Raw genomic sequence first — 16,910 nt, forward strand, 5'->3', positions numbered from 1 at the left:
CACTCCTAGTCTGTTGCGAGGCTCCTGGGCGCCAGCAATAGTTTGATAGCCTCCACAAACCTTTCCAGGTCATTTGTCTTGGCACGCGCAACCTCATTACCCGGGCTGGTGAGCGAGTAGTACTTTCTTAACCGTCCATCCACCTCCACCGACTCGGTGATCAGCAATCCTTCCTGTTCCAGTTTATGGAGTACAGGATATAATGCTCCGAAAGTCAATGCTATGGCTCCGCCCGTACGGTCCTTCACTTCCTGTGTAATTTCATACCCATACATCCTGTCATGCTCGGCTAGTAAATTCAGCACTATCGTTTTGAGCGTACCCCTCACATATTCGTTACTCGTTGTGTTATTTTCCATATCATTTAATTTCTTGTACAAATATATATAAGTTTTTTATATATACAAATTTTCTCAGAAAAAATAAGGGATTTGCTGCTATACTTCCGCCAGCGGGATAGACCTGTTGATTCTTTCCTCCAGTGAGATAAAGGTTTCTGTACGCTGGATACCACTCACTTTCTGAATTTTATCGTGCAGGATTTCCCGTAGATGCCCGGTATCCCGACAAACGATTTTGGTAAAAATACTGTAAATACCTGTTGTATAATGAATATTGACGACTTCCGGGATTTTTTCGAGTTCTACCGCGACCTGCTCATATAATGAACTTTTGTCCAGGTAAATTCCCAGAAAAGCACTGATATCCCAACCAAGCTTAGCCGGATCGATAACAAGCTGAGAACCCTTTACAATTCCCATCTGTTCCAGTTTTTTCATTCGGACGTGGACCGTCCCGCCGGAAACAAAAACTCTCTTTCCTATCTCTGTATAAGGCAATGCCGCATTTTCAATTAACAGAGACAGAATCCTTAGATCAGTACTATCAATATCTGAATATTTTTGCATAAAACGTCAAATGTTTGAATTTTTCATAACAATATAGCTCAAATAATAGATGTATTGTAAATTTTTCGAATTTTTTATGAAAAAATTTTATATTTAAATTCTTTACTTTTAGCTTTGCACTATCAAAATACGTACAATAATGCTATTGTACTACTTTTTGATTCTCATTGTAGGGTGATGAAATTGGCAGCCATGCCCTCCTGTCTCGGGGGTGGTGAATCAGGGATAAACGCGGCATAATGCCGGCTTAGGCCGACTGGGGTGGACCACCAACAGTATTTGTACCGTAGCTAACCGCACCGTGGGTGGTTCGAATCCCCCTCCTACAGCAAAAAAAACTTGACAAGCGATTATTTTCGTAGTAGTTTTATTTGGTTTTTAGTTTGTTGATGAAGTGTAATTTGACACGCGGGTTCATTTTGAAACCTGCGTGTTTTTCTTTATATGGCTCAAAGTCCTGTAAATCAAGAATCTAGACTTAACACAGGAGTTTTTTTTAACTTGCTGCCGGTACAGCAAAGGATGAAGGCATTCATGTACCCGTTTTCTCTGTACCTGAAGTATCGGATGTTTTTGCGGATAAAGTTAGTTAACCAGGCATATTGTAGCTGAATGTATATCTACCTGCTATTTTTCCACTCTCTGTTCAGATGGCTGGTTTTGGCAGGCCTGGTGTATGCAGTTTATAAAGGTTTCAAGGGGTGGATGCAAAAAGGTACGTTTACCAAAACAGACGATACCGTCAGGCATGTAACGGCCACAATCTCCCATATCCAGCTTACCATTGGATACGTCCTCTATTTCAACAGCCCGGTGATTGCTTATTTCCGTTCCGACTACTCCGAAGCAAGTAAACATTTTGAATTCATGTTCTTTGGCATGATTCACATCCTGCTGATGACCATTGCGGTTTTCGTGATCAGTATCGGCTCGTCGGTTACCAAGAGGCTTGCAACCAACGAAGAAAAGTTCAGAACGATGGCCATTTGGTATGCAGTAGCCCTCCTTATCATTTTCTGTGCCATTCCTTGGCCCTTTTCACCTCTCGCCAACCGCCCCTATATCAGACCATTTTAAGGTTGGCATATTTTAATGCGGAACAGGCAGTTTTTCCTACATTTTTTTATTTTTTCCTTTTGAACTTTGGCGGCTGTACGTATAACTCTACTGTAGCTGTCAGGCCAGATGTTTTCACAGGCGAAGCTCCCTCTACGAGTTTGTTGGTAAGATTGGTACGATATCCGCCAAAAACCTCGAAGCCAGCGTAATTCCCCAGCCTGCGGTTGTAAGACAAGCCAAGGTCAACATCTACCCTCCGGCAAACGCCGGGGTCTGTGGCGGACACCTGCCTGAGATAATAGGTGCGGGTAACAGCCTCGCCTTTCAGGTAAATAATGTCGGAAGGAGAAAGATTTCTGCGGAAGGAAATTCGCTGGGGAAGAATCATTTCCAGACCTGCATTTTCTGAAAAATTGTAGTTAAAAAGCAACACCGGCAACACCGTGAGCTTAAAACTCCGGTTAACCATCACACCAGCTCCAATTTCCTTATCAGGAGAAAGCCTTTTCAGAAATGCGGAAGAAAAGGTATAGTTAAAAGGTATCTGCCTGGCGGTTAGTTCGCCGAAATTGCCGCTTTTACTGATGTGTGATGTTAAAACAAGCCAGGAGCTGCTGTCCAGCTTCACGAGCGATCTCAGGTCGAGCCCAAAAGAGCGTAATTTCCAGTCAGACATGTGGCTGATCGGATTTTCACCGCTGCTTTTCATCTCCCATTGCTCGGTACGGTAATGCGGCCCGAGTATTACCGAAACCTTTTCTTTATGAATTACCGGTAACCAGGCTCTGAAAAAATACTCCTCCTGTGTGAAAGTCTTGGTTCCTGCTCCCGGGAAACGATATACTTTGCCAGGGGCATGTGTATGTCTGATCGTGAGCCATTTGGACGGCGCCATACCGGCAAGACCTGGCTTAAGGGACTGACAACAAACTTTAAGGCTTAAGCACGATAATAAAACAATAAATGCTTCCTGGGCACGAAACTGCATAAATTCTGTTCAAATATTTTTAAAGAACCAAAAACAACCGGTTAAACCGGACTATTGCACTTTCAATCCCATTGATATCGGTCGGCCAACGCTATGTCCACGCTGTTCCGCCACATGATCACCAATCCACAGGTGCGTAACGCAAAGCGATTTATTTTAAGTTCCCACCTCAAGGTAAGCTACTAAACTTTTGATCGATAAGTGATTACAGACACTATACTGCTTAAATACCAAAATTATCCGAAACACTGCTTCAGCTATATCCTTCATTACCCATGCCAATATCAACGCATTTCTGTAAACGTCAATACCCGTTATTTTATTGGATTCATTCACCAGGATACCTCTTTCTAAATCCCAAAATCCCAGGTTGACCGAAGCAGGCAAGACAGCTTCACCACTGCCGTCAACGATTTCGGCCCATACAACATTTGCCCGGGTACTGGCATAAAGTTTGATAACGAATATTCCCCATCCTAAACTACCGGTCATGAGCTTAGTTAAATATAAAGAAAAACGCACTTTTGATAAAACACCTGAGTCTAAGGCCAGCGAACCGGATATAGCGCACCTGTTAAAAAAAGCGCCCAGGCAGAAACAACCAACGTCTTTCTCACCAATGCTTGCAACGCTGACGGATGCACCCTTTGATGATCCCGGCTGGGAATATGAAGTAAAATGGGATGGCTACCGTGCTGTGGCTTTTATGCATAAAAATGAGGTTGAACTGAAATCACGGAACGACAAATCGTTTAATGAAAAATTTTATCCGGTATACGAAGCCCTGAAAAACTGGAACATCAACGCAATCGTTGATGGCGAGGTGGTGGTGACGATGAAGAACGGAATCTCCAGTTTCGGTGCACTGCAGAACTGGAGAAGCGAAGCCGACGGAAACTTATACTATTACGTTTTTGATATTGTCTGGCTGGATGGAAAAGATCTCACCGGATTGCCTCTTTTTGAAAGAAAAACAATTTTGAAAAGTGTCCTTCCGGCAGAAGGAATAATCCGTAGCGGGTACAGCGTCCAGGCTGACGGAACCGCGTTCTTCGGAGCAGCGAGAGATTTGGGAATTGAAGGGATCATTGCTAAAAAATCAGATAGCCTGTACCTCCCGGGAGAACGTTCACGGGAGTGGCTTAAAATAAAAGTGAATAAAAGACAGGAAGTTGTCATCGCGGGATATACCCGCAATGAGGGTTCACCCAAATATTTCAGTTCGTTGTTGCTGGGCGTTTATGAAGGCGGTCAGCTGAAATATGTCGGTAAGGTGGGTACAGGTTTTAAAGATAAGCAGCAAAGAGAAATGATCCAGCTCTTCAAACCGCTGGTTATCCAGAAAAGCCCCTTTGAGGAAGAGCCCGACTACAACAAACCCTCCCGTTTCAGGCCCGATCCGCCGCATGCCAAAGCTACCTGGCTCAAACCCTCGCTGGTTTGTGAGGTAAGTTTTACGGAGGTAACAGCAGACGGCGTTTTCCGGCATCCGTCATTTGAAGGAATGAGAGAAGACAAAAGCGCTATGGAAGTGGTGCGTGAAACAGCAAAGCCTGTTAAAAAATCCTGAAGAAGAAAACCATCAAGTAAAATGAAAAAGAAAAGCGAACTGACCGGCCAGACCGGAGACCTTCCGGATCATCTGAGTGAACCGGCCAAACGTGCGCTGGTTGCGGCAAATCTGACCAGCCTTAAAAAACTGTCAGAGCTCAAGGAAGCCGATGTTACCTTCCTGCACGGAATAGGTCCTGACGCAATAAGAAAACTACGGACAGCCTTGTCGGCAGTTGATTTATCATTCCGTGATTAACACGGGGAGTATCAGACCGTCTCGGGCCTGCGCTGTTCCAGAAAAAGCCGGATGGTATTGTCCACAAATTCACGTTTTACCACAAACCATTCGTAACTGAAAAAAGTATAAGCCATTTTGGCCTGTTCGTTTTTTTCATCCAGATCAGGTTCATCGGGATCCGCCAGTACTTCATCCATGACATCCAGCGACCAAAAATCAGGGGCATTTTCCGCATCCTCAAATTTCGATTCCATCATATTGATCACATCCCCAACCTGTGGAACGATGTCATGCCCGGGCCTGAAGGTTATCCCATTAAATGCCCACAGTACCTGTTCTTCCTGCACCGACAAACCAGCAGGGCTATTGAAATACAATCGAATATCCGGATTCATTTTTTTTCAATTTAGTAATCGATAAAGATTTCTAGGTGGAATGATATTTTATTTGGATAATTTAACCAACTCAACCTATAGGATACTTAACAATTTTCGTTCCACATGGACTTTGAAATCATCATATCCCTTCTTACCCTGATCGCTCTTGAAGCCGTTTTAGGAATAGATAACGTCATTTTTATCTCAATTATCGCAGGAAAATTGCCTGAAGACCAACAAAAAAAGGCTCGTAGATATGGCTTGATCCTGGCGGGGGCCCTAAGAATAGGACTGTTACTGCTGATATCGTTCATATTAAAACTGGACAAAGATCTGTTTGAGATCTTCGGCTATGGTTTTTCCGGGAAAGACCTGGTACTGCTTTCGGGAGGTCTATTTCTGCTTTATAAAAGCTCCAAGGAAATATACCATAAAATGGAAGGCGAGCCGGGGGACCAGAGCAAGAACATCAAAGCCAGCACTTTCACCGAAGTTATCATTCAGATCCTGATCATGGATATGGTTTTTTCTATTGATTCCATCATCACAGCCATTGGCATGGTCAAGGAGGTATGGGTGATGTATGTTGCGGTTATTGTAACCGTTGCCATCATGCTTTTTGCGGCGGAGAGCATCAGCGACTTCGTAAACAGGCATCCAGCCTTTAAAATGCTGGCCTTATCCTTCCTCCTCCTGATCGGATTTTCACTCATGAGTGAAGGCCTGGGCGTTGAAATTCCCAAGGGGTATATTTATTTCTCCATGGCATTCTCCTTACTGGTTGATGTGGTTCAGATGAAGACAAGCAAATCAGAATCCGTTCCCGTGAAAACGCATGAACACTATACTCCGCGTGATGAAAAGCAGGAAGGATGAGAATGATTGTGCAGTGCTCTTAACTGATTTACCCGGCCACGATCTCAAAAGTCCTTATCTCCTTCTCTTCCCCGTTAACGATCACCGACAGCTGGTGCTGCCCGGTGTAAAAAACCTTGGTGGTAATCAGCCTGAAGGATTGTTTCCTTCGGACGGTTACCATTTCATTTGGCGGGTACATTTTCTCACTGATTTTAAACACTTTACGCGAAAGCTGTCCATTGGCTTTTCTGTAATAAATACCATATTCCAGACGTACGGTCTGCTTGTCGCTGCTCTGGTTGCTGACCTTGAATACAAACTCAACACTTTCCCCTATTTTCACTTCCGGCGTAAGTATCTCAAGATCGGTTACCGATATATTTTCACTCGTGAGGCCGTAGTGTTTCAGTATTTCGGAATGTCCCTGTTTTAACAAGGTACGGCTGCCATGTTTGATGATCGCATCGGTTTCCCTGCTGATCCCCCGCCATTTTTCGGCGAGGGCAATAACAAGGTCCGGATGATCTTTGGCGATATCGTTAATGCTATTGGCAACGCTTCGTCTGACAGATTCTGACGGATCCTGTTTGAGATTTTCCAATAGTGGCAACAAGGGCTCGGGATTTTTTTTAAGTGTCGGCAAAGCCATCGCCCAAGGCAAACGCGGACGGCTGCCTTCGCTTGCCAAACGCCTTACCTGTGAATTTTCATGTTTGGACCAAATAATCATCTGATTGATCATCCGGTCACCATATCGGAGTATAAATGGTCTTACTGCAAACTCGCAGCTAATAAACCGGGTAACCATTTCCAGCGCCCTGACGGAAGTGTCAAAATCTTCCATTCCATAGGTTTCAATGTAATCTGCCAGAAATATGTAGGCCAGGGTATCCTGGCCGGAATTATCTTCACGGAGCTGACCAATGATCTGTCCGATGGCATCAACAGCTGCGGGATAATCATCAGGAAGAAAGAAGTGAAATACGCGTGTGGTATGTTTCATCCGTTCCTTCCATTCCATGGTTTTAAATTCATCCGTAAAGATCATGCTGATGAACTTCTTTTGCTCAAATGAAGGGATGATTTTTGTGATCGTACCTGCCAGTCTTTCGTAGAAGGAAAGGGAATAAATGTCTTTGATTAGGCTCACTATAATGGCTGTTTATTTTTTCAGGTTAATCCAAAAACGCTGATCCCCTGCCAACCAGAAACTACAAATGTAGTGCAAAAATGCAGCGTTATTTTTGCAAAGCTAATAGCTGCTCCTTCAATTTTAAAGCTGTAGCATTACGGGGATCTATCTGAAGCGACCTTGTTATGTATTTACCTGCGGCGGAAGTATTAGCAAATTTAAGATAACCTGCAGCCAGCTGATTACTGAGTTCCACGCTTGAGCTGTCCTTTTCAAAACTGTTCCTGACCTGAACGAGTTGAGCAGTAACCGAATGCAGTTCATTGAGACTGAACCGGCTGGGATTATTTGCTGCGGCATATTCAATGTAGGCCAATGCTTCCTTAGGCCTGTCCAGTTTCAGCAAGGTCACAAACAGCATTCTGGCGCGTTCAAAATTACTCGCTTCTCTGAACGCCTTCATCAGGTATGGAATCGCTTTTTCATCTTCATGCAGTAGCAGGCAAAGCTTTGCGGCTTTATCGCACAGGCCAGTATCCAGCGGATTGTTCAGGATGAGCGCTTCGGTAACCCTTAAAACGCCGGCAGTATCTCCCTTTCCGGCATAATGATTCTGCAGGCGGGTCATCGCTTCGGGCCAGGTTATTTGTTTGACCACAACTGCCCCGGCCAATTCCTCCTCTACTGTTTTTACACCCTTTTCCACGGAGGGCATGGGAATATTAAAAGGCCATCCCTCTTTCAGGATCATGATCTCATAAGTTCCTTTTAACGAATCCAGTTGGGTCAGAGGCATTTGCTTTCGCAGCTCAGAAAACGAAAGGTTGTTCCCTCCTCTCAACGGGATCAGCTTACTCCTTTGTAACCCTTCGTAAAAAGCCTCGGACAACAACCCATATCCATACAAATTGGGATGCACATGTTCCAGCATGGTTTCTTCACCAATTATGCCATGGGGAGCGTATGACTCAAACAAACTTTTGGTATCCACCCAGGTCACATTTTTGTACTGTGCTGCAACCTCCTGTATGATTTGGTTCATAGCTTCCGGAGCCCTGAAACGTAAAACATCCAGTTCACGGGCCTGGATATACTCTTTTTTCGCTTCGGTAAAGTTTCCTTGTTCATACCATTTACCAGCCGCCTGGTAATGAAAATCGGCTGAAACATCTTTGCCTCCTTTCAGGCTGACCAAAGGTTTCAGATCCTTTTCATTGCTAACCAGATTGCTGATGAGAACCGGAATACGATGGTCGCTCATGAGCTGGCAAAGATCATTGATATTGCTGCTAAACTGTTCAATACCAGCCTGATATGACTTTGACCCGTAAGTAATCAGCTGCCCTGCCGCCATTCGTTTCATAAGATTTTCACGCAGGTCTATTTTATTTCCTGAAAACACATCACCAATACCATAGACGGCGGATGAGAGCAATTGCATAAACCTGTAATTGCGAAAATGAATCAGCAGTCTGATCAAAAAGGGAAAACGTCCCAAGCTTCCGGTTGTTGCGGCTCCCAGGGCACCGTAATATTCATTGTGGCCGGTATAAACAAGTACCGCGTCGGGCTGATAATCCACTATGTTTTTGGCAAAATCAAGAACCGTGTAGGAATTCACGGCCGTTAGGGAAAGGTTTATCACCTCAAAATCCCTTTCCGGAAACGTATGCATCAACCGGTACTGAAGCCAGCGATGAAAAGAACCGTTGTACATGTAGGGATACCCCAGCGTAGTGGATTCACCCAATACAAATAAACGGAAAGTGCCTTTTTTCTTGTCACGGGGGAAGGATTCAAAATTACCTACGGTAGCATTTTGCTGTCTGGAAAAGTACTTTTCCGAAGTATATCTGTTCATAACCAGATAACCCGGATGCGCAGGATCTTCAACAAAAAGGCTTAGGTCATGACCATATCCAAACAGCCTTAGGCCACCTTCCAAAATGGCCAGAAGAAAAACCGGGGATAACAGGGCCAGGCTTTTGAATAACAGCAGACGCTTCTTGTTCATTATCAGCGGAAGACTTTCCAAGTCTTGAAGACTTGGAAAGTCTAAGTTTATTTCAGTTTAATAACCGGGATTCTGCTTCATATTCACGTTTGCATTGATTTCATTGATCGGAATCGGCTGTGCATAATCCGTATCATTCCACTGGATGGTACCTCCGCGGATCTTCTGATAATAAGCAGCCTCCTTGTCTCCGATCTTCCAGCGGCAAACATCAAACCACCAGTTGAATTCACCAAAGAATTCGGCCCATCTTTCATATTTCAGCGGGTCATTTTTCAGGACATTGTCCGGTGCCTTGGTGAGGTCGGTGAGGCTTTTATAATCCACAGGTGAGGGAGCGTCCACAGGGTAATTGTAAGCACGTCTTTTCACTTTGTTGATATACTCCAAAGCAGTTGCGTTATCTCCGGAATGCGTCAGGGTTTCGGCATACAGGAGGTATATATCAGCCAGTCGTAACCAAAGGATATTAGATCCGTTTGCTCTGTTGATTTCCAGTTCCGTTCCTGCCAGGTTGATATATTTCCTGAAACTCCACGCTTCCATACCCAGCTCAGTAATATCCAGATAATGTGATATTGGTTTTTTAGCACCAGCCACCACCATGGAGTCCACATAAGGCTGCAGGCAGGCCACCCATAACCTTGGATCAACGGTTTTGGCAGATCTGGCGGCTATGGAGTTGTTTACATAAGACTTGTCCACATTGCTGATAGACGCGGATGTTGTTCCTGTCGGGAAATAATGCCCCTGGCTAAAACCGAAGCGCTCGATATTTTTGGCATGAGGGAATACGTTAGACCATGCTGAGGCAATGGGCGTCCCGGTTGCGCCTACATACGAAGGGGAGATCAGGGTACCTATCATAGAGCCCATAGACAGGTCGGTTGCGCCGGCATAGGTCATGTCTACGTTCAGGTTCAGTTCAAAAAGTGACTCCGAATTAAACTCATTCTGTCCGTTGAACATGGTTTTATAGGTATCAAACGGTACGAGCGACTTACCGCTGCTGCTAATAACACCGCTCAGATACGTTTTAGCATTTGCCCAATCCTGCGTGTACACATAAGCTTTCCCTAAAAATCCTTTTACTGCCCACTCGTTTACCTTGTGCTTTTCAGTTGCGGCGGTCCAGGTTTTTCCGGCGAGCAATGTTTCTGCGGCCTTAAGATCGCTGATAATGAAATCCCAGTTCTCTTTCACCGTTGCACGAGTTACCTGAGTTTGGGTCAAATCGACCGCTACGTCCGTCACGATGGGCACTCCCATTTTTTCTCCGCCTGCACCATTCACGATAAAACTCTCTCCCCAAAAATTTACCAGATAGGAATAATACCAGGCCCTGAGGAACAACGTCTGCCCTTTTATAAGCTGTATATTGGCCAGGTCTGTTTGAGAAGCTGTTTTACTTACCTGTTCTATCCCATCCAGCAAAGTGTTACAGCGCTGTACACCGCGCCAGAGGTCGGGCCAGATCTGTACCAGAAAGTTATCACTTGGAAGCGCATTGTTTTGTCCCATCTGTATCCAGTTGGGTGAGCCTTGCCAGCTAAGGTCACAGGTATGATCCCACAGATAGGTACTGTAGGGGCCCATAGCGCGGCCAAAAATTCCGCCGGCGTGCTGCGTGGCATAAACGCCAGTCAGCAATTGCTCAAGATCGGAAACTGTTTTCGGGTAGCTGCTGGTAGAAATTGCCAGCGGATTGTCAACATCGACAAAATCATCACTGCAGGAAACCATTCCCAATATCACTGTTGCACAAAGCGACAATTTTAATAATATATTCATGATCAGAATAATTTTGATTTTAGAAACTCAGATTAAGACCCATGGATAACAACATGTTCCGGGGATAGGAAAAGATGGTATCAATTCCCCTGGCTGTGGTGCCGTTCCGTCCGAGAACCTCAGGGTCAAGTCCTGAGTATTTGGTAAACGTCAGCAGATTTTGCCCCTGCACGTAAACTTTCAGATCCGAAATCTTCAGAGCGCTGGTAATCTTGTTCGGTATGGTATACCCTATCTGGATATTTCTTAATTTCAGAAAAGACCCATCCTCTACGAAATAATCAGATATACGGCCATAGTTAGAATTGGGATCCCGTGCAAATGTGCCTGAAGCGTTCATAACACCTACCCTCGGGCTGCTGGTCAATCCGTTTCCGTTAAAAAACGACGCATTAAAAATGTCTTTCGTCGTATTGTAGTCTCCGTACAGATATTCGGTATAGTATTTGTTCCCGTTATAAACGTCCACATTTTTAATCCCCTGGAACAGTGCTGTTAATTCAAGCCCCTTCCAGCCCAGATTGAGCGTGAGTCCGTAGGTAAGCTTGGGCCATGGATTTCCGATAAATACCTTGTCGGCTGTGGTGATCCGGCCATCACCATTGGTATCTCTGAATTTCAGGTCACCTGCTGCGGTTCCGGAGTTCTGGAAAAACACACTGGTAGATCCCGCCTGCTGCTGAGCCTTTTCATTCAGGCTCGCCACCTCTGCATCCGATTGGAAAAGCCCGTCGACCTGGTACCCGAAAAACTGGCTCATAGGGTGCCCAACCTGCGTACGTCCTGCGTTTCCATCCAGGTCATTACCTGCTGCACCGTCGCTGATCGGATTATTGTTATTGCCATCCAGCTGTTTCACCAGATTTTTATTGAATGAAGCGTTGGCTCCGATTGCATAGGTAAATGCTCCTTTTCTTCCGCGGTAATCTACCGCAAGTTCAAGGCCCTTGTTGCTCATCTGACCGATATTGGTAAAGACGGAGGTACTTCCAAAGCCAGCCGACAAAGCAACCGGAACCTGGTAGATCATCCCCTGAGTCTGACGGCTATACCAGTCAATGGTTATGTTCAGGGCATTTTTAAGCAGCCCGATGTCCAGTCCAAGATCGGTTTGAAGTACCGATTCCCACTTGATATTCTGATTGGCCAGCTGTGCCGTCAAGGCATATCCTTTTGACCGGCTGCCATCTGGAAGTCCCTGTGAATTGGTACCGCCCGTTCCGCCGTAGGACGACTGATAGGTATACTGAGGAATATTACTGGTACTGCCAAGTTTACCGTAACTGGCCCTTAGTTTCAAGTTGGAGATATAGGTAAAATTATCCCGTATGAAAGCCTCTTCGTTGATTTTCCACCCCACCGAAGCCGATGGAAAAATACCCCATTTGTTGCTTGGACCAAAACGATCAGAACCATCCCGGCGGATCGTTGCGGTGATGAGGTACTTATTGGAATAGGTATAGTTGATCCTGCCAAACTGAGATAGCAAACGGGTTTGGGGCAGCTCCGCTCCGCTGGCAACATAACTGGCCGGGTTGGTAGACAATCCAAGGTTATAAGTAACATACGGAAAGCCCTGTGCCTCACCGTGTAACGTACTGCGGTCCGACTTATAGGCTTCGTAACCCGCCATCACCTTGAAATCATGCTGCCCGAAAACCTTACTGTAGGTCAGCACCAGGTTGGCCGTAAAATTGCGCTGGCTGTTGATATCACGACTGAGGAAAGCAATCCGGTTGGCGACGATACCATAGTCAAAAGCTTCATTAAATCTTTGATTTTTTTCACTGAATACTGATGCCCCAAAAGTAGAACGAAAGTTAAGACCTGAAATAATCTCCCAGTCGGCATAGAGGTTACCTTCTACAGCGTAGGTCTGGTTCCGGATGTGATTCTGGTACTCCTGTGCCACCAGATTGGGGCCACCAAAATAACTACCGGTTTTGGCCCATCCGCCGTATTGGTTGCTGGGGTCATAAACGGGAACTACAGGAGCCGACCGAAATGGAAAAGTGGTAGTCTGCGTTGGATTCACATCCGTCATCCAGGCATAGATGGTTTCACCCACCTTAAATTTCGAATTGATCTTAAAGTCCGCATTGGAACGCAGGCCATATCTTTTGAAATAATTATCAATGATGGTTCCTCCTTCTTTCTGATAATTGGCAGACAGGTAATAGTTGGTTTTGGCGGTAGCGCCAGACAGCGACAACGAGTAGCTTTCTTCTTTTCCGTTGGTATAAAGTTGTTTGATCCAGTCATTATCCGGCAGGGTATTAGGATCCCCCCAGCTGTTGGTTGCCACCCCAAAGGCCGTCTTGGCTTTGTAGTAATCTGCGGTATTCAGCAGGCTATACAGATTTCTCACCTGACGTACGCCGTAATAGGCATTGAAGTTAATACTCATTTTGTCGAGCGAGGTTCCCCTTTTGGTGGTAACCAGTACAACTCCTCCCGCGGCCTGGGCTCCATAAATGGCCGCGGCGCTGGCATCTTTCAGAATCTCGATGGATTCTACATCCTGTAAATTGAAATTATTACCTGCAGTCATCCGGATACCATCCACAATGTACAGCGGCGCCATGCCCCCGATAGACCCCACACCTCTGATCACAATGTCGGACGACGAACCCGGTGCGCCGTCATTTCGGGTCACCTGCACGCCCGCTGCCCTTCCCTGCAAAGCTTCTGTCACGCTGCGTACCGGAAGGTTTTTAATATCCTCTGCCTTCACGGAGGATACGGATCCTGTAAGGTCTGACCTTTTCTGGGTACCATACCCCACAACCACTACCTCTTCCAAGGCTTTGTTATCAACTTTGAGTACAATATTAATGGTACTTCTTCTGGCTACGGTCGTTTCCTGGGAGATATACCCTACAAAAGAAAAAATAAGCACCGCATCCGGATCTGTGATGTCAATACTGAACATTCCCTTTTCGTCTGTAGACGTTCCCCTCTGCGTACCTTTCTGAACAATATTCACCCCGGCAAGTACTTCTCCTTTTTCGTCTGTCACCTTGCCCTGCACCGTAATGTCAAACAAAGTTTCGGCATTAATCTTCTGGTGCATTATATTTTTCATGCGCTGCTTCAAGTCCGGATCAGGGAAATAGGGATAAGGTACTTTCACCTCAGCTTCTTCCCTGGCTTTTTGTTCCGGCACTTTTTTCTTTTTCACAATAATGGTTTTATCCACGATGTTGTAAGTCAACGGCTGGCGCGCAAAACAGGCATCCAGCACTTCTCTAAGCGGCGTGTTGCTCACATTGATGTTCACTTTCTCTGCTTTATCCAGCATTTCCAGGTCACAGATGAAAAGATAGCCGGTCTGTTTACGAACAGACTTAAGTACTTCCAGCAGGGTCGCATCTTTTTTTCGCAAAGAAACCTGTTGTGCATAGGAGTTATCGGCCATCACCTGTAACGTCCCTATCAGCAGTAATATCGCGGTTATTCTCATGGTCAGGAATACTTTGCCAAGGTCGACTCGTTTAGCTATGGCATCACAAGTCCGTTTGGAACGGAAAATAATATACGTTCCCAATGGGACAGTTTTGCCCTTGTACACAAATTTCATAGTTTTGTATGCTTGATTAAGTGAATGTTTTGTTGTCCAATGAATCAGAAGATTAATCAGGTATGGGCCGGGTGCGGTCGCAACGCATCCGGTTTTTATGATTAATCCTGTAAACTGTCCTCAGGAAGAATTTACGGGTTTCATATATGCAGGTTCTGGTTTAAAAAATTAATCGGTATTCTTTACGGTAATTTTTCTGTCTTCGATCCGGAACTGAATGCCTCCTGTTAATTCAAGCATTTTAAGTACCTCGGAGACATTGTTCTTTCTGGAGATGGTTCCGGCAAAAGCTTTCCGTTCCACATTTCCCTCATAATGCACGTCCAGATCATACCAGCGCGAAATTTGCCGCATGATCTCCCGGATATTGCCATTAAACTCAAAACGTCCGTCCTTCCAGGCTACCACACTTTCGGTATCCACCATTTTTACAGCGATACTGCGTTCAGCCTGCCCTCCCGACACGCTTGCCTGCTGCCCGGGTGAAAGTATTTTTGTTACATTTCCTTTTTCCACTTTAACTGATCCTTCAAGCAAGGTAGCGTGCATGGCTGGTTCGTCTCCGTATGAGCTTATATTAAAATGTGTACCTAAGACCGTAATTTTCATACATTTTCCCTTCACATTCCTGTCAATCACCTGGACATGGAAAGGCATTTTCTTATTGGGTTCAATCTCGAAATAAACTTCGCCCGTCATTTCCACATCCCGCCCTGAACCACTAAAGACAGTCGGGTACCGCAGGCTAGATCCTGCGTTCAGCCACGCACGGGAGCCATCAGGTAACACCACTTTGTATTGTCCGCCCAGCGGTGTTTTCAGAATATTGTAGGATACAGCCTGTTGATTCCCTGATAATGCGTTATAGCTGATCTCCCCTCTGGACCGGTCAACTTTGACCCCAGGCTGTCCATGCAAGCTTCCGTTTGTTACCGTGGTAAGATCAAGTGTTTCTCCGGTTGCCAGTATCAGGCTCGCTCTGTTACCTCCTGCGGCCACATCCTCGCCATACACGCTTTTCAGCGCAACAACCGGCGCCACTTTTTGTTCCTTATGTCCCAGCCAGCGGTATCCTCCATACACAAGCAGCAAAGCCACCGAAGCGGCAGCAAGTTTTACAATCCAGAGCGGCCTGGATTTTGCAGGAAGGATTTCGTCTCCATCATTTAATTTATCAGGGAAACGATCTCCGGCACTTTTTGCGGTTGCGGAGAAAATGGAGGTTAGTATATCATCTGCGGTTTCCTGCGACAAGCGGTATTCCGACTGGTCGCTGCGGATCAGCTGATCGATCAGCCCGTTGAGTTGCTCACGGTTTTCCTCCAGCAACAGCAAGGACATCAGTTCCTCCTGTTCCTCTTGGGTAATATTTTTTTCGCAATACCGAAAAAACAAATCATCCAGGCGTTGGCTTTGCATAAGTATGAATAAGTTAGGACCCGACCTGTATCAGACCTTCACCCATAAAGACTTTCGTCAAAGTTTTTCGGGGGACAATAAGACTAAAAAAAGTTTTAAAATTAATTAATCAAGAAAAACAGCAGCCAGGAGATAGGATTGTCCAGCCGCAACTTGCTGTATGCACGGATGTGACGTAAGGCTCTGGCCAGATGTGTTTTAACCGTTTCGGAGGAAATACGCAGCATCTTGGCGATCTCGTCTCTTTTTAATTCCTCCTCTTTGCTCAACAGGTAAATTTGTTTTTGCTGCGCCGGCAGTAACTCCACCGCCTGCTGTAGTATCTGTTCCATTTCCTGGTTCAGAATACTGTTGTAGGTCGTATTCTCAGCAGACGGCATTTCCAGCTGAAGATCATCTACCAGCTGCTGCTGGCGTGCCATCCTTTTAAGCGCCGAAAAAACGTGATTGCGGGTCATGATAAACAGGTAATCTTCAAACTCATGAATCCCGGAAAGATTTTCCTTTTTCACCCAAAGTTTCAGGAATATATCCTGTACCACTTCCTCTGCCAGAAACACCGATCCGGTGAGCCGAAGCGCAACGGAATAGATCTTATCCCGGTAACAATGAAACAGTGCCGCGAAAGACTTTTCGCAACCCGATGCTGACAGCGTCAGCAGCTCCGTTTCATTATGTAACGTATCGATTTTCAAAGGAATATAAAACTGCTCCGGGCAAAGGTAATAGGTTACGAGTATAAAATATGAAAATACAGCTATAAAATGTCAATATTTCAAAAAATCTGCAAAAATCCGAGGTTACGAAGACCAAAACAGGACTGATCTTCAACGCGTTATAATAAAGAAAAGCGTGATATGTAAAGTTTTTTACCGCTATTTACCTGCATCTTTCATCAGCCTGCACATTCAGAATAGGAGCCTCACCGGCTTAAAACCCACATTATTTACTCAGAATTTCACTTTCGGTAAAAGGTATTTTTATATTTGCGA

General features: G+C 45.3%; 15 protein-coding genes. 4 read left to right on the forward strand and 11 right to left on the reverse strand.

The window, feature by feature from the left end; all coding sequences use genetic code 11:
• Nucleotides 1-5: 5 nt before the first annotated feature.
• Both KOE27_RS14730 and KOE27_RS14735 read right to left on the reverse strand, forming a co-directional pair.
• Nucleotides 6-359 carry a PadR family transcriptional regulator gene (locus tag KOE27_RS14730; RefSeq protein ID WP_215239620.1) on the reverse strand — a complete coding sequence of 118 codons (354 nt, stop codon included), beginning with the start codon at nucleotides 357-359 and terminating at the stop codon, nucleotides 6-8.
• 78 nt (nucleotides 360-437) lie between these two features.
• Nucleotides 438-908 carry an Lrp/AsnC ligand binding domain-containing protein gene (locus KOE27_RS14735; protein WP_215239621.1) on the reverse strand — a complete coding sequence of 157 codons (471 nt, stop codon included), beginning with the start codon at nucleotides 906-908 and terminating at the stop codon, nucleotides 438-440.
• A 612-nt stretch (nucleotides 909-1,520) separates the two neighbouring features.
• On the opposite strand from KOE27_RS14735, the gene KOE27_RS14740 reads away from it, so the two are divergent.
• On the forward strand, nucleotides 1,521-1,985 hold the full coding sequence (locus KOE27_RS14740; RefSeq protein WP_215239622.1) for a hypothetical protein: 465 nt from the start codon (nucleotides 1,521-1,523) through the stop codon (nucleotides 1,983-1,985).
• A gap of 46 nt (nucleotides 1,986-2,031) precedes the next feature.
• On the opposite strand, the gene KOE27_RS14745 is transcribed toward KOE27_RS14740, so the two are convergent.
• Nucleotides 2,032-2,862: a DUF6268 family outer membrane beta-barrel protein gene (locus tag KOE27_RS14745; RefSeq protein WP_229252774.1), complete on the reverse strand. Its 831-nt coding sequence runs from the start codon at nucleotides 2,860-2,862 to the stop codon at nucleotides 2,032-2,034.
• A 249-nt stretch (nucleotides 2,863-3,111) separates the two neighbouring features.
• Nucleotides 3,112-3,447, reverse strand: coding sequence for a hypothetical protein (locus tag KOE27_RS14750; RefSeq protein ID WP_215239624.1), 336 nt, complete (start codon nucleotides 3,445-3,447; stop codon nucleotides 3,112-3,114).
• On the opposite strand from KOE27_RS14750, the gene ligD reads away from it, so the two are divergent.
• Both ligD and KOE27_RS14760 read left to right on the forward strand, forming a co-directional pair.
• The gene (gene ligD / locus KOE27_RS14755) at nucleotides 3,446-4,525 is read left to right on the forward strand and encodes a non-homologous end-joining DNA ligase (RefSeq protein WP_215239625.1); all 1,080 of its coding nucleotides are present in this window, start codon (nucleotides 3,446-3,448) and stop codon (nucleotides 4,523-4,525) included. The two genes, KOE27_RS14750 and ligD, sit on opposite strands and share 2 nt — an antisense overlap.
• 21 nt (nucleotides 4,526-4,546) lie before the next feature.
• Complete coding sequence (locus tag KOE27_RS14760) at nucleotides 4,547-4,765, forward strand: helix-hairpin-helix domain-containing protein (RefSeq protein ID WP_215239626.1); 219 nt, start codon at nucleotides 4,547-4,549, stop codon at nucleotides 4,763-4,765.
• 11 nt (nucleotides 4,766-4,776) lie between these two features.
• Here KOE27_RS14760 and KOE27_RS14765 read toward each other — a convergent pair whose 3' ends face one another.
• Nucleotides 4,777-5,142 (reverse strand): hypothetical protein, encoded by a 366-nt coding sequence (locus tag KOE27_RS14765; protein WP_215239627.1) that lies wholly within the window; start codon nucleotides 5,140-5,142, stop codon nucleotides 4,777-4,779.
• Nucleotides 5,143-5,247: 105 nt separating this feature from the next.
• On the opposite strand from KOE27_RS14765, the gene KOE27_RS14770 reads away from it, so the two are divergent.
• Complete coding sequence (locus KOE27_RS14770; protein ID WP_215239628.1) at nucleotides 5,248-6,000, forward strand: TerC family protein; 753 nt, start codon at nucleotides 5,248-5,250, stop codon at nucleotides 5,998-6,000.
• Nucleotides 6,001-6,028: 28 nt separating this feature from the next.
• Here the strand turns inward: KOE27_RS14770 and KOE27_RS14775 are convergent, their stop codons facing one another.
• From KOE27_RS14775 to KOE27_RS14800, 6 genes are all read right to left on the reverse strand, one after another.
• Nucleotides 6,029-7,132 (reverse strand): DNA alkylation repair protein, encoded by a 1,104-nt coding sequence (locus tag KOE27_RS14775; protein ID WP_215239629.1) that lies wholly within the window; start codon nucleotides 7,130-7,132, stop codon nucleotides 6,029-6,031.
• 88 nt (nucleotides 7,133-7,220) lie between these two features.
• The gene (locus KOE27_RS14780) at nucleotides 7,221-9,128 is read right to left on the reverse strand and encodes a GSCFA domain-containing protein (protein ID WP_215239630.1); all 1,908 of its coding nucleotides are present in this window, start codon (nucleotides 9,126-9,128) and stop codon (nucleotides 7,221-7,223) included.
• Between the two features lie 57 nt (nucleotides 9,129-9,185).
• Nucleotides 9,186-10,919: a RagB/SusD family nutrient uptake outer membrane protein gene (locus KOE27_RS14785; RefSeq protein WP_215239631.1), complete on the reverse strand. Its 1,734-nt coding sequence runs from the start codon at nucleotides 10,917-10,919 to the stop codon at nucleotides 9,186-9,188.
• A 19-nt stretch (nucleotides 10,920-10,938) separates the two neighbouring features.
• Nucleotides 10,939-14,499: a SusC/RagA family TonB-linked outer membrane protein gene (locus KOE27_RS14790; RefSeq protein ID WP_215239632.1), complete on the reverse strand. Its 3,561-nt coding sequence runs from the start codon at nucleotides 14,497-14,499 to the stop codon at nucleotides 10,939-10,941.
• 168 nt (nucleotides 14,500-14,667) lie between these two features.
• Nucleotides 14,668-15,918: a FecR family protein gene (locus tag KOE27_RS14795; RefSeq protein ID WP_215239633.1), complete on the reverse strand. Its 1,251-nt coding sequence runs from the start codon at nucleotides 15,916-15,918 to the stop codon at nucleotides 14,668-14,670.
• Between the two features lie 101 nt (nucleotides 15,919-16,019).
• The gene (locus tag KOE27_RS14800) at nucleotides 16,020-16,613 is read right to left on the reverse strand and encodes an RNA polymerase sigma factor (RefSeq protein ID WP_215239634.1); all 594 of its coding nucleotides are present in this window, start codon (nucleotides 16,611-16,613) and stop codon (nucleotides 16,020-16,022) included.
• Nucleotides 16,614-16,910 lie beyond the last annotated feature (297 nt).

It is taken from the genome of Dyadobacter sp. CECT 9275 (assembly GCF_907164905.1).
GTDB classification, from domain to species: domain Bacteria; phylum Bacteroidota; class Bacteroidia; order Cytophagales; family Spirosomataceae; genus Dyadobacter; species Dyadobacter helix.